Below are 12,139 nucleotides of genomic sequence, written 5' to 3' on the forward strand. Positions count from 1 at the left end.
TCGATCGAGTTCTTTCCGCTACCTAGGGCATTTTCTATGACCGAAATGCCCTATTTGTGCTGGGCTTTTTTATACACTAGCACTGGGGTGAATAGTTACATAAAATAGCAATGTTGTACTGTCTTTAAGTTTTAGCATTGTCTGTTGTAAGATAAAAATAACACTCTGTACAGAACTTCTTATTTCCGAACATTCAGTATTTTTTAAAAAGATTTTTTATACATGGGCCTTATTCCTGTGATTCTTTTATCTAGCAATACAAGTTAGCTTTATATTGTAGCAACACGTTCATGTGTCGACTGAAAGGCATGAGCAACACGCAAAACCATGTCATCTTCGCCATGTCTTCCAACGATCATCATCCCGACAGGCAGCCCTTCGGATTTTCCGCACGGTACGTTCATGGCTGGGTGTCCTGTAACATTGAATGGTGCAGTATTATAAATCATTTCTAAAGCTCTCGTTATAATTTCTTCCTTTGAAGCATCCGAAGAAGGAATTTTTGTCGCCTTCATCGGTGTTGTTGGCATAATCAGCACATCATATGTTTTTAGTGCATGATCATAGGCTTGTTTTAATGTTCGAGCCAGATTTTGTGCGATCGCGTAATATTTCCCGTTATATTGATCCTGCATATACTGTCCAAGCAAGATTGTCATTTTCACTGTATCGGAAAATTCATTGGCTCGTATTTTGCGTGCTTTCCCATAGGCATCAAGAAGTTTCGTACTATAATGTCCCTTCCAATTCGTTCCCATGCCATTGCCTTTGACCATTAAGGAAGTAAGCCCCTCTATGCCAATCCCGTTCCAGATGTGAATGCCATCCCGATGCATGGGAATCGATACTTCTTCCACTGTTGCTCCACTATTTTTCAAAGAATGCGCGGCTTCTCTCACTAAATGATCTACATCTTCCTCGGACAGACCGTCCCAGCCAAAGCCTTCCGTTACGATTCCGATTTTAATATCCTTAGCATGACCAACAAGTGATTCTGTGTATGGTTTCACTGCTAAACCCGACTGTCTTGGGTCTAAGCAATCTGCCCCAGCTATCACTTCAAGCAGCAAAGCGACATCCTCAACAGTTCTAGCAATAGGACCAGTGTGATCTATCGTCTGTTCAATTGGAAAAATCCCAGTATAAGGAACAAGCCCGTATGTAGGCTTTAGACCATACACGCCGCACCAAGAGCTAGGAATCCGAATAGATCCCCCTTGGTCGCCGCCTATTGCCATGTCAACTTCACCTGCAGCAACCAATGCTGCACTTCCACTAGAAGAACCGCCTGATGATCTAGTAGGGTCGTGTGGATTTAAGACGGGGCCTGTTGCAGAAGTATGACTGCCTCCAGATAGGCACAAATCTTCGCAAACCGCTTTACCTACAATTTCTCCACCAGCATCAAGTATCCTAGTTACAATGGTAGCGTCTTCGTCAGGTACAAAACCTTCTAGAATAGCTGAACCATTCATCATAGGAACACCTGCTAGACTTATATTATCTTTTAGAACAATTTTTTTCCCCGCTAATTTTCCAGTACTATTTCCTTTTATGCTAGTTTTCCAATACCATGCATTGTATGGATTTTCTTCAGCGCTTGGGCGATACCCTGGAGTGCGTGGATATTTTACTGGGAGGCTAGGTTCTACAAGCTGATTTAAACGGTTGTAGGATTCAATTGTACCTTCCATTAATTCTTGATATAAAGATAGTTCATCATCCGTGAGAGTGAGATGAAACTCCTCTGCAATTCTTTTTAATTGTTCAATCGTTGGTTTTTTTACAGCCATACCTTCTCCTCCAATAAAGTACTCTTGCTTCCCATTCTTCACGAAAAATAGGTTCATGATCATCCCTAACGATTGGACCAAAATCACGTTTTCCACCTAAACCGACCGTTCATACATCCCCTCAACAAGTTAGTTATTATTAATGCATACACAGAAAACCAAGGCTACTTTAAGTTCATTTCTTACACTCTTCCCCGGCATCACCCCCTTTTAGCAACTACTTTTTCAGTTTCAAGCGTACGACTAGTATTTAGACAACTAGAAAAAAGAAAGGTATATGTAAAAAATTCAAAAATCCAACAATATTTTAAGTATCTTTTACATTTCAATTGTTATATTTTATTACATAATAATGAATTGAAATATTTCATATATTCATTCATGTGATTTTTTATAACCTAAATACATATTAATTTGATTATATTATTTTTGTCAATAGAAAATTTAGATTTTTTATAACATTTAATGTAATAAAATATTACATAAAAATCTTCTTGATTTTTCATGATGGTAGCTACCGCCGATCTCTCCTTCTCCTCCCTATAAATTACCAACCATCTTTGTGTTGCAAACTATATAGATGCACATTGAAACATTAACGTCCGTATAAGTGGCTTCCACCCCGGTTATACTGCTCCTAGGTACTTCACGAAGAAAAAGAGCGGAAACGGAATGAAACGATTGAAAATCACCAATGACCATCGATGGACGCCACGAACCCTTCGAAAGGAAGAGAAAAAAATCAAAAACATTTCCCTGCGTCAACGCGTCATGGCCGTTCGCCTCGTCATGGAAGGGTATCTGGGGAAAGACGTCGCTTCCATGCTCAACCTGTGCCGCCAAAGCGTCGCATTTTATGTCTCCTTATTCAACGAAGGAGGGCTCGATCTCCTGCTCGATCGGAAATATCCGCCGGGCCGGGAGCCGTTTTTGACACTGGAACAGCAACAGGAACTGAAACAGACGATCTTGACCCACACCCCGGCCGAACTCGGTTGGGACATCGCTTCTTCTTGGAATACGCGGATTCTTCAGTCTTATATCCGTGAACACTACGAGGTGGACATGTCCCGGGAAGGAATTCGCAAACTTTTACATCGAATGAGATTGTCTTGGACTCGTCCCACCTATACCCTGGCCAAAGGCGATGCCGAACAACAGCAGGCGTTTGAGAAACAAATGGATCTCATTAAAAAAAATTGATCACTCCCGATACGATTCTTTTATATGCCGATGAAACTCATGTCCGGTCTTATCAAATCCTGCGGGCCACTTGGTCGGAGGCAGGCCGACAAAAACAAGTGCCCACGTACGGCCATCATGCCCACGTTTCTGTATTTGGGGCGGTGAATGTGCTCAATGGGGACACCGTTCTTCATCGAGCAGTCGCTGCGAATGCGACGACGTTTTTGGATTTTTTAAAGATCTTGAAGAGCCGTTATCCAGACCAGCTGATCGTGCTCGTGCTCGACAATGCCCGCATCCACCATGCCAAAATGGTGAGAGATTTCTTGCGCCAAGAAGGGGAATCGTTTCACTTGATCTTTTTACCTCCTTATTCCCCACAGCTGAATCCCATCGAACGCTTGTGGAAATGGCTCAAGGATGCGGTCATTGCCAATGTGTTTCACAAAGATCAAATGGATATTGACCAAGCCATCGCCCGGTTTATGGAATATATAGATCAACAACCGGAAGAGGTGCTTCGACGCTTGGGGTGTGCAGCGTGATGCAAAGGTTAACTTTTCAAGGTGCATTTATAATGGTTTGGTCACCTTTACCATACAGGAAATTTCGCATTTTTTGTACCCTTGATCAGAAAACAACCTGATTGTCAAGTATATTTTGTGGTGAAGAGCCTACTATTTTACAAAATTCCACTTTTTTTCATAGGACAGAACATACATAAGACCATCACTTCTAAGGCCTATTGCCTGTTGCAAAATGAAAACACCAAAAATTTCACATACTCCCCCCTCCCTCATCCCATACTAAAGAAAAATCGACATCATTCGCATCCAGGGGGCGATCATGGAACAATGGATTCTTTGGGCGCTTGTTGCGGTCGGGGTGGGGCTTTTGTTGTTGAGTTTCCTCATTTTGCCAGCGCGGGATGTATGGGTGTCGTTTTTGCTGAATGCATATGCGGCGAGTTTTTTCGGTTCGATCGTGGCGGGGGCCGGGCTGCTCGAGTATCCGGTCTGTTTTTTTGCTTCTTATACAAATAACAGCGTCATTTTTGAATATCTTCTCTATCCGGTTGTCAGTGTGTACGTCTATGCCACCTCGCGCCGAGCGCGCTGGCCGGGTGTGGCGGCGCAATGCGCGGGGTATGCGGCGGTGCTGACAGCCCTTGAGGTTGTCTTTGAACGGCATACGGATTTGATCGAATATCATGGTTGGAAGTGGGAATACTCGCTCGTTACGATGTTTCTGTTGACGCTGGCCGTTCGGTTGCTCGCAGGGCGAATGCTGAGACGAAATGAGTGAGCCAGCATGTCTATTTTTGCCCGTTTGGCGCTATACATATAGTATCATGTCCAAAAGGAGGCAAACGGGATGGTGCTGTTTGACATCAAACACCGCCTGTATTATGAAGCCATCAATTCCACGCGCCCGAAAATGGCGCCGATCCGCCAAGACCGGGCGTGGGGGTATGTATGGAAGAACGTAAATGGTGAGCGGGTGAAGTTTTGGATCGATTTCCGGCGCGGGCGGTACATGTATTTTGAGTACGGGCGCAAGTGGTACCGGGTCGCGTACTTGCAGGCAAACGGAAAAAAAGTCAGGCGATGATGTGTTGGATGGCGCGATGATCGATTTGACGGTGGACGGGCACCGGCTGCTGTTCATGAAAGGGCGCGTAGGCCGCGAGACGGCGCAAGTGGTCTAAAGCAGGTGCGCCTCTTGGCAGGCGTTGGAGGGTCTTTTTCGCGCTTACGCTGAAACCGCGGGCGGCAAGGGATCGTTTTCCCTTGCCGCCTTCTTTTTATGCCCACCACATCTCCGGCAGTTCTTCTTTGAACAACACCTTTTTCAAGAGGGCGACGGCCTTTGACAGCCCTTCATCGATCGAAGCGAGCATATCTTCGTGTTCGATTGACAGCACGTAGTCGTAGCCGACGGCGCGCAGGGCGCTGACGATGTCGCGCCACATTTTTTCGCTTTGCCCGTAGCCGACGGTGCGGAACACCCATGAGCGATCGAGAATTTGGCTGTAATGTTTCGTATCGAGCACGCCGTTTTTGCGGATGTTCGCTTCGTCTAGGTACGTGTCTTTCGCATGGACGTGGAAAATCGCTTTTTCGCGGCCGAGCAGCTTGATCGCCTCAACCGGGTCGATGCCTTGCCAAAGCAAGTGGCTCGGGTCAAAGTTGGCGCCGATCGCGTCGCCAACGTGTTCGCGCAGTTTGAGGAGCGTTTCCGGGTTGTAGACGACAAAGCCCGGATGCATTTCAAAGGCGATTTGCGTGATGCCGTGCTCCTTGGCGAACGCCGCTTCTTCGCGCCAGTACGGGATGACGACTTCTTCCCATTGCCATTTTAAAATTTCCAAGTAATCCGGCGGCCAGGAGCACGTGACCCAGTTTGGGTATTTGGCGCCGGGATGGTCGCCCGGGCAGCCGGAGAAGGCGTTGATGACCGGGACTTCAAGCTGCTCGGCGAGCCTGACCGTTTTCCGCCACGTGTCATGTGACTGTTTCGCGAACGCTTTGTCCGGATGAAGCGGGTTGCCATGGCAGCTTAAGGCGCTGATGACAAGGCCGCGGTCGGCGACGGCTTTTTTCAGAGCTTTGATTTTTTCCGGCTGGTCCAACAGCGCGTCAGGATCGCAATGGGCGTTGCCCGGGTAATTGCCGGTGCCAAGCTCAACGGCCTCAATGCCCATGGCGGCGACTTTGTCCAGCATCTCCTCAAACGGCAGCTGTTGATACAAAACAGTAAATACGCCTACTTTCATCTCGTTCTTCTCCCCTTTCTAGCGGTGTGAAGCCGGCCGGTCGGCGGCCGGCTCCGCCGTGTCGTTTTGTTTTGGCGCGCCGTTCGCGCCCGTGCTGGCCGCGCTGACGCCGCTTATTCCGCCACCCGCACCCATTGTTTCGTGCGATGGCTTTCCAAAATGGCGTCGACGATCGTCATCGTATGGTGGCCGTCGGCGATCGTCGCAAACGGCAGTTCCCCAAGCGCCTCGCCGCGTTGCTTCCGGATGATGGCGCCATAAAAATCACGGAACAAATTTTTCAGCCCGTCCGGCCAGCCTTCTTCATGGCCGCCCGGATAATGGGCGTAAGCGGCGGCTTGCGGCGACAAAAGCGCCGGGTCGCGGACGATTTCTTCGTTCGGGCCGCTGCGGCGCCCGACCCAGAGGCGGTTCGGGTGCTCTTGGTCCCAAGCGAGCGTCATCTCATCGGCGGCGATTTCAAAATAGAGTCGGTTTTTCCGGCCGGCGCTCACTTGCGAAATCGTAAACGCCCCGTGGGTGCCGTCGTCAAAATGGACGAGCACGCTGCCGCCGTCTTCCGTGTCAATCTGGACGGGCTCGGCGTCTTGAGCATGCCCGGATGCAAACGTGCTCCCTTCCTGTTTCGGCTTGTAGCGGACCGGATGGACAGTGCGCAAGTCGGCGAACACTTCAACGATCTTCTTGCCAAGCACATACTGAACCGTGTCGCACCAATGCGAACCGATGTCGGCGATGGCGCGCGACGGGCCGTTTTGCGCCGGGTCGAGCCGCCAGTTGTAGTCCGTGTCATACAAGAGCCAGTCTTGCACATAGCCGCCGTACACGAAATGGACGCGCTTCGCCTCACGGGCGAGCCGCTCTTTCGCCTCGACAACGAGCGGGTAGTGGCGGTAGTTGAAGCAGACCGCGCTCAGGCTTTCGCTTTGTGCAGCGAGCCGCTTTAATTCCGCTGACTGTTCGCTGTCCATGGCGAGCGGCTTTTCCGACAACAAATGTTTTCCCGCCTCGAGCGCGTCCTTGTTGATCGGGAAATGGAGGACGTTGCGCGTGCAGTTGTGCACGGCTTCGACGTCCGGGTCGTCAATTAAAGCGCGGTAGTCGCCGTATGCTTTCGGAATCCCGAACCGGCGCGCGGCTTCCTCCGCTTTTTCTTGGCTGCTTGAGGCGATGGCGACAATGTTCACCAACGGCAGGCGTCGGAGCGCCTCAATATGGGAAGAAGCGGAAAAGCCCGTGCCGATAATGCCGACATTGATCGGTTTCACTGCGTCACTCCTCCTTGTTTCGCTTTGATCGGCTCAAGCGGCTTGACATTGCCAAAGACGATTTCCCCGCGGTTGACCGGCGCGGCCCAGCGGACGGCGTTGGCGATCACTTTCAGCACATCCGGGTGATGGTACGTCGGGTACGTTTCATGGCCGGGGCGGAAGTAGAAAATTTTCCCTTTCCCGCGCGTAAACGTGCAACCGCTGCGGAACACTTCTCCGCCTTCAAACCAGCTGATGAAAATCGTTTCGTCCGGCTCTGGGATGTCGAAAAACTCGCCGTACATTTCTTCCTGCTCAAGCTCGATGTACGGTCCGATTCCTTCCACGATCGGATGGCCCGGGGCGACGACCCAGAGACGCTCTTTTTCATCGGCTTCGCGCCATTTCAAATTGCATGTCGTCCCCATCAGCTTTTTGAAAATTTTCGAGAAATGGCCGGAATGAAGGACAATGAGCCCCATTCCTTCCAGCACGCGGCGGTGGACGCGTTCGACAACCTCATCTTTCACTTCATCATGGGCGATATGCCCCCACCAGACGAGGACGTCGCACCGGTCGAGCACCTCGTCGGTCAAGCCGTGCTCCGGTTCGTCCAAGACAGCGGTCGCGGCGTCAAACCCTGCTTCGGCTAGGTAGTTCGCGATGACGGTATGCATTCCTTCCGGATAAATCGCTCTTACCTGTTCATCTTTCTTTTCATGGCGAAATTCGTTCCAGACGACAACGCGGATGGGTGTAGTCATTCATGGATCCCCCTTGTTTTTTTCGGATTGCGTTCATAAAGGCAAGGACGGCTTGTTTTTGGTTCACAGCTCGCGGGAAGCCAGCACCGCTTCTCACCATTCAATGCGGACTTGCCGCCCTTGTTCGGACGACTCGTAAATCGCTTCCAACACTTTAGCGATCATAAGCCCTTGTTCCGCCGTGCAAAGCGGTGCCGTCTCCTCCGTGATGCTCGTGACAAAGTGGTCAAGGAGCGCCACCCGTTCGCCCTGGTCCTCAAAATGGAGCGTGACATCGGCCGGAACGCCGTGTTCGTTGCGGAACCATTTCACTTCCTGGCGCTTGCCGGCGATATTCCACTCCCAGCGCACGCCGCCTTCCGTGCCAAGAAATTCGACATATGCCCGCTCTTCTTCAATGTGCGACGCCCAGCTCGTCTCCAGCAGCACCGTCGCGTCGTTTTCGAGCTGGATGAACGCCGCGGCGAAATCTTCGACCGTATAGGCGGCATCAGGCGAAAACGTCGTTCCCGGCCATGCCCCTTGGCGACGCGGGCCGAACTTCGCGTACGTTTTCCCCGTCACCGCGACCGGGTTCGGGTTCCCGAGCAGCCAAAGCGTCACATCGAGCATATGGACGCCCAAATCGATGAGCGGGCCGCCGCCGGAGCGTTCGCGGTCAAAAAACCACGCCCCCCATGCGGGAATGCCGCGGCGGCGCACCCAACCCGTTTTCGCGTAATAAATCTCACCGAACGCGCCAGATTGGATTCGCTCATGAAGCCATTGCGCCGCTTGGCGGAAGCGGTTGTTCAACGACACCATAAACTGTTTTCCCGATTCGTCACGGGCGCGGATGATGGCGTCCGCCTCTTCCGCTTTCGTCACCATCGGCTTTTCGCAAAGAACGTGTTTTCCGGCCCGCAAACTGTCGACTGACACTTGGGCGTGCAAAAAATTCGGCACGGTAATGATGACGGCATCGACATCTGGTGAAGCGAGCAGTTCCTTGTAGTCGCAATACACTTCACGGATGCCGTACGTTTTCGCTTTCTCCGCGGCCGCTTGTTCATTGACGTCGCAAATCGCCTGCAAGACGACGCGCTCGGGCAGGGTGAGCGCCGCCTTGATATGTTCTTTGGAAATGCCTCCAGCTCCAATCAAGCCGAGGCGGATTGGAAGTGTGTTTCCCATGTCCTTTTCCCCCTTGCGCTCATTTGTTTTCTCTGTCCCATATGCTCCACCGATTCGCCGTCCGTTTTCTAAGTGATATAATCGATTACATCACCGTGCAAAAAAATCCGCCCGTTCCCCGCACCGGACAGAGAGCGCTGTCAGCCCCTTTGCCCAGAGCGCTCTCCTCCACACGAATCGCGAATGACGAGCCGATCGGGAAGAACAAGCTGACGCCGCCGCGCGCTCGTTCCTTCAATGAGCGCAAGCAGCAATTCCATCGCTTTTTGCCCGATCTCAAACATCGGCTGGGCGATCGTCGTGAGGCTCGGTTCAAAAATCGAGGCCATTTGAATGTCGTCAAATCCGACAACGGCGACATCGTCGGGAACGCGTCCGCCTCGATGGCGAACCGCTTTGATCGCCCCAATCGCCATCTCATCGTTGGCGGCAAAAATCGCTGTCGGCGGCTTCTCAAGAGCGAGCAGCTTCAGCGTCAAATTATATCCGGACTCATAGGTAAAATCGCCTTCCTGCACGAGCGCAGCGTCCGCCTCAAGCTCATGCTGGGCCAGCGCCTGTTGGTAGCCGCGCAGCCGATCGCGGCTTAAAATGATGTTCATCGGCCCGGACAGGTGGGCGATGCGGCGATGGCCGAGGCGGATCAAGTGTTCTGTCGCCTTGCGGGCGCTGCTGATGTTGTCGATCGAAACGGTCGGGATGTCCGCCCCTTCCAAATACTCGCACGCCAAGACGATCGGAAACTGCCGCGCCATCTCTTCCACCAGCTCTTTGCCGATGCGGGCGGTCAAAAAAATCATCCCGTCGACTTGCCGCTGCGGCAGCAAATTCAAATACTGCTCCTCAAGCCGGACATCGTTTTGCGTATCGCCAAGCAGCACCTGATAGCCGTGCTCGAGGGCGACCGCTTCAATGCCGCGCAGCACCTTTGAGAAAAACGGATTCGTAATATCGGGCACGACGACGAGCACCGTCTCGGTCTCCATCCGCCGCAAATACCGGCCGAGCACGTTCGGCTGGTAGTTCAGCGCTTCAATGGCTTCAAGCACGCGCTGCCTTGTCTCTTCGGTGACATTGCCCGTGTTGCGCAACACGCGCGACACGGTCGCCGTCGATACGTTCGCCCGCTTCGCCACGTCTTTTATGCTTGCCATTGGTCGTAGTCCTCTCGCTTATGTAATCGATTACATCACCATCGTATCGGAAAGACAGGACGGTTGTCAAGCGTTGTTTTTCCTATCCGTCTCAGACATGGGTTGCTCCTTCTTTTTGGCGAAATGCCGTTGATTGGCTGGTGACAGCCGTTTTTCCACCAGCCTTCTCGTAATCGATTTTTTATAGTTTCCATGCAGGATTTTTTCTTCTGCTCACGAACCAGTTTATCATGTAACGTTTCAAAATGAGGTGATCGAATGGCCATTGACCATGACCGATTGTTCAAAGAGCTGATTCAAACGTTCTTCGAAGAGTTTCTTCTCCTCTTTTTCCCCGACATGCACGAACACATTGATTTCAGCCATTTGTCTTTTCTGTCCGAAGAACTGTTTACCGATGTCACGGCAGGTGAAAAATACCGCGTCGATCTATTGATCGAGACGAAGCTGAAAGGGGAAAATGGGCTGATCATCGTTCATGTGGAGAATCAAAGCTACGTGCAACCATCGTTTCCAGAGCGCATGTTTATCTATTTCAGCCGTCTGTTTGAAAAATACCGCACGCGCATCGTTCCGATCGCTGTCTTCAGCCATGATGCCCTTCGCGAGGAACCATCCGTGTTCTCAATCGAGTTTCCCTTTGGCGACGTGCTGCAGTTTCGCTTTTTCCCCGTAGAGCTGCGCAAGAAACATTGGAGAGACTACATCCGGCATGACAATCCGATCGCAGCTGCCCTCCTTGGCAAAATGGGGTATACTGAAAGTGAGAAAGTCGAGTTGAAAAAAGAGTGTTTGCGCATGTTGGTGCGATTGGAGCTGGATGAAGCGAGGCAGCGGCTGCTGTTGGGCTTTTTTGAAACATATGTGAAGCTGTCGGAGGAGGAAGAGCAACAACTGCAAAGAGAGGTGAAGGCGATGGAAACGAAAGAAAGAGAAAAAGTGTTGGAGCTGATCATTTCCTATGAGCAAAAGGGAAGGAAAGCGGGATGGGAAGAAGGGATGAAACGCGGGATTGAACAAGGGATCAAGCAAGGAATGAAACAGGGAATGAAACAGGGAATGAAGCAACTGATCCGTAACATGGCGCGCAAAGGAATGACGGAGAAAGACATTGCTCAGTTGGTGGATCTTCCAGTGGAAGATGTTCGGGCATTGCTTGAAAAGTAGGGAAATCAAAAGCAAGTGGATGGCCCTGGAAAATACCGAAAGAAGACGGTTGGCGGCGACAAGCGGCCAACCGATCGTCGTACGAACAGCATGGCCTAAAGATGCCCGGAGACCGCCGTGTTTGTGAAGCCCGTGACTTTCGAAGATCCAGTGCCTAAAAAAGCCTAACCAACCATCTATGAAGCATTGGGAGAGGGGAACTCCATGGAAATTAGAAAACCAAACGATTCGGAATACAAAACGATTTTATCATTCACACCACAAGCATTATTCGAAGGCACATTAGGCGAAGCAAAACCGTCAGAGGAAAAAGTCAAACAACTGATTGAGCCATTATTGCAGAAAGGGAGCTATTATTTGATCGCAACGGAAGGCAATCATCTGATAGGTTGGATTTTAATCGGAGCAAGTCAAGACCTGCTTACTGGGAAAAGATATGGATTCATCTATGAATTGTTTGTGTTAGAAGAATTTAGAGGAAAGGGAATGGCAAGGAAATTAATAGAAGCCGGCATCGAACATTTGAAACAAGATGGATATTCAGAGGTTCGTTTGCGTGTATATGCAGGAAATCAAGCGATGAAACTGTATGAAACATTCGGATTCAAGCAGAAAACCATTATCATGAGCGTCAACTACCCACCACTTAAAGCCTAACGGCTTTTGAAGTGGGGGCTTGGCAAGCCCTAGTTGACTACCCTCAGCCATTCAATGGCTACGTTGGAAGGGTCATGACACTTACGGATGCTCCTCCAGTCCGTAACCCTGTCGCAGATGGTTAAAAGCTCTGATGGGTAGGAGCGGTGCTGTCTGCCGAACAAGCCCTTCCAACATTGGGGAGGAGGAACTCACTCCTGAAAGGAGGTACACGTCTTGT

At 50.7% G+C, this 12,139-nt stretch carries 12 protein-coding genes and 1 pseudogene; 6 read left to right on the forward strand and 7 right to left on the reverse strand.

Annotated elements, in window-relative coordinates:
* Positions 1-269: 269 nt before the first annotated feature.
* On the reverse strand, positions 270-1,793 hold the full coding sequence (locus tag CV945_RS11090; protein WP_060788220.1) for an amidase: 1,524 nt from the start codon (positions 1,791-1,793) through the stop codon (positions 270-272).
* Positions 1,768-1,866, reverse strand: coding sequence for a hypothetical protein (locus tag CV945_RS17865; protein WP_157807525.1), 99 nt, complete (start codon positions 1,864-1,866; stop codon positions 1,768-1,770). The genes CV945_RS11090 and CV945_RS17865 overlap by 26 nt, the downstream gene beginning before the upstream one ends.
* Positions 1,867-2,465: 599 nt before the next feature.
* On the opposite strand from CV945_RS17865, the gene CV945_RS11095 reads away from it, so the two are divergent.
* The 4 genes and pseudogenes from CV945_RS11095 to CV945_RS11110 all read left to right on the forward strand — a co-directional run bounded on the left by CV945_RS11095 (position 2,466) and on the right by CV945_RS11110 (position 4,686).
* Positions 2,466-2,996 (forward strand): helix-turn-helix domain-containing protein, encoded by a 531-nt coding sequence (locus tag CV945_RS11095; protein WP_100659768.1) that lies wholly within the window; start codon positions 2,466-2,468, stop codon positions 2,994-2,996.
* Positions 2,993-3,523 carry an IS630 family transposase gene (locus tag CV945_RS11100; protein ID WP_015375204.1) on the forward strand — a complete coding sequence of 177 codons (531 nt, stop codon included), beginning with the start codon at positions 2,993-2,995 and terminating at the stop codon, positions 3,521-3,523. The genes CV945_RS11095 and CV945_RS11100 overlap by 4 nt, the downstream gene beginning before the upstream one ends.
* Before the next feature lie 301 nt (positions 3,524-3,824).
* On the forward strand, positions 3,825-4,283 hold the full coding sequence (locus CV945_RS11105; protein WP_198518503.1) for a CBO0543 family protein: 459 nt from the start codon (positions 3,825-3,827) through the stop codon (positions 4,281-4,283).
* 69 nt (positions 4,284-4,352) lie between these two features.
* Positions 4,353-4,686: pseudogene (locus tag CV945_RS11110) on the forward strand (hypothetical protein).
* A gap of 96 nt (positions 4,687-4,782) precedes the next feature.
* Here the strand turns inward: CV945_RS11110 and CV945_RS11115 are convergent.
* The 5 genes from CV945_RS11115 to CV945_RS11135 form a co-directional block, all read right to left on the reverse strand.
* On the reverse strand, positions 4,783-5,754 hold the full coding sequence (locus CV945_RS11115) for a sugar phosphate isomerase/epimerase family protein (protein WP_100659770.1): 972 nt from the start codon (positions 5,752-5,754) through the stop codon (positions 4,783-4,785).
* Positions 5,755-5,867: 113 nt separating this feature from the next.
* A complete protein-coding gene (locus CV945_RS11120; RefSeq protein WP_100659771.1) occupies positions 5,868-7,022 on the reverse strand; it encodes a Gfo/Idh/MocA family protein in 1,155 nt (384 codons plus the stop codon).
* Entirely contained in the window at positions 7,019-7,768 is a 750-nt protein-coding gene (locus CV945_RS11125; RefSeq protein ID WP_011231598.1) for a ThuA domain-containing protein, read from the reverse strand. The genes CV945_RS11120 and CV945_RS11125 overlap by 4 nt, the downstream gene beginning before the upstream one ends.
* A 93-nt stretch (positions 7,769-7,861) precedes the next feature.
* Positions 7,862-8,941, reverse strand: coding sequence for a Gfo/Idh/MocA family protein (locus CV945_RS11130; RefSeq protein WP_100659772.1), 1,080 nt, complete (start codon positions 8,939-8,941; stop codon positions 7,862-7,864).
* Between the two features lie 140 nt (positions 8,942-9,081).
* Complete coding sequence (locus CV945_RS11135) at positions 9,082-10,095, reverse strand: LacI family DNA-binding transcriptional regulator (protein WP_100659773.1); 1,014 nt, start codon at positions 10,093-10,095, stop codon at positions 9,082-9,084.
* A gap of 258 nt (positions 10,096-10,353) precedes the next feature.
* Between CV945_RS11135 and CV945_RS11140 the strand changes: the two genes are divergently transcribed.
* Both CV945_RS11140 and CV945_RS11145 read left to right on the forward strand, forming a co-directional pair.
* The gene (locus CV945_RS11140; protein WP_033009701.1) at positions 10,354-11,262 is read left to right on the forward strand and encodes an Rpn family recombination-promoting nuclease/putative transposase; all 909 of its coding nucleotides are present in this window, start codon (positions 10,354-10,356) and stop codon (positions 11,260-11,262) included.
* Positions 11,263-11,466: 204 nt separating this feature from the next.
* Positions 11,467-11,919 carry a GNAT family N-acetyltransferase gene (locus CV945_RS11145; RefSeq protein ID WP_047758016.1) on the forward strand — a complete coding sequence of 151 codons (453 nt, stop codon included), beginning with the start codon at positions 11,467-11,469 and terminating at the stop codon, positions 11,917-11,919.
* Positions 11,920-12,139: the final 220 nt, after the last annotated feature.

Source organism: Geobacillus sp. Manikaran-105 (assembly GCF_002809955.1).
Lineage (GTDB): Bacteria > Bacillota > Bacilli > Bacillales > Anoxybacillaceae > Geobacillus > Geobacillus thermophilus.

Coding starts and splice junctions, on each gene's coding strand:
- CV945_RS11130 (WP_100659772.1), bottom strand. CDS start 8,941: ATGGGAAACACACTTCCAATCCGCCTCGGCTTGATTGGAGCTGGAGGC.
- CV945_RS11090 (WP_060788220.1), bottom strand. CDS start 1,793: ATGGCTGTAAAAAAACCAACGATTGAACAATTAAAAAGAATTGCAGAG.
- CV945_RS11140 (WP_033009701.1), top strand. CDS start 10,354: ATGGCCATTGACCATGACCGATTGTTCAAAGAGCTGATTCAAACGTTC.
- CV945_RS11125 (WP_011231598.1), bottom strand. CDS start 7,768: ATGACTACACCCATCCGCGTTGTCGTCTGGAACGAATTTCGCCATGAA.
- CV945_RS11105 (WP_198518503.1), top strand. CDS start 3,825: ATGGAACAATGGATTCTTTGGGCGCTTGTTGCGGTCGGGGTGGGGCTT.
- CV945_RS11145 (WP_047758016.1), top strand. CDS start 11,467: ATGGAAATTAGAAAACCAAACGATTCGGAATACAAAACGATTTTATCA.
- CV945_RS11095 (WP_100659768.1), top strand. CDS start 2,466: ATGAAACGATTGAAAATCACCAATGACCATCGATGGACGCCACGAACC.
- CV945_RS11115 (WP_100659770.1), bottom strand. CDS start 5,754: ATGAAAGTAGGCGTATTTACTGTTTTGTATCAACAGCTGCCGTTTGAG.
- CV945_RS11135 (WP_100659773.1), bottom strand. CDS start 10,095: ATGGCAAGCATAAAAGACGTGGCGAAGCGGGCGAACGTATCGACGGCG.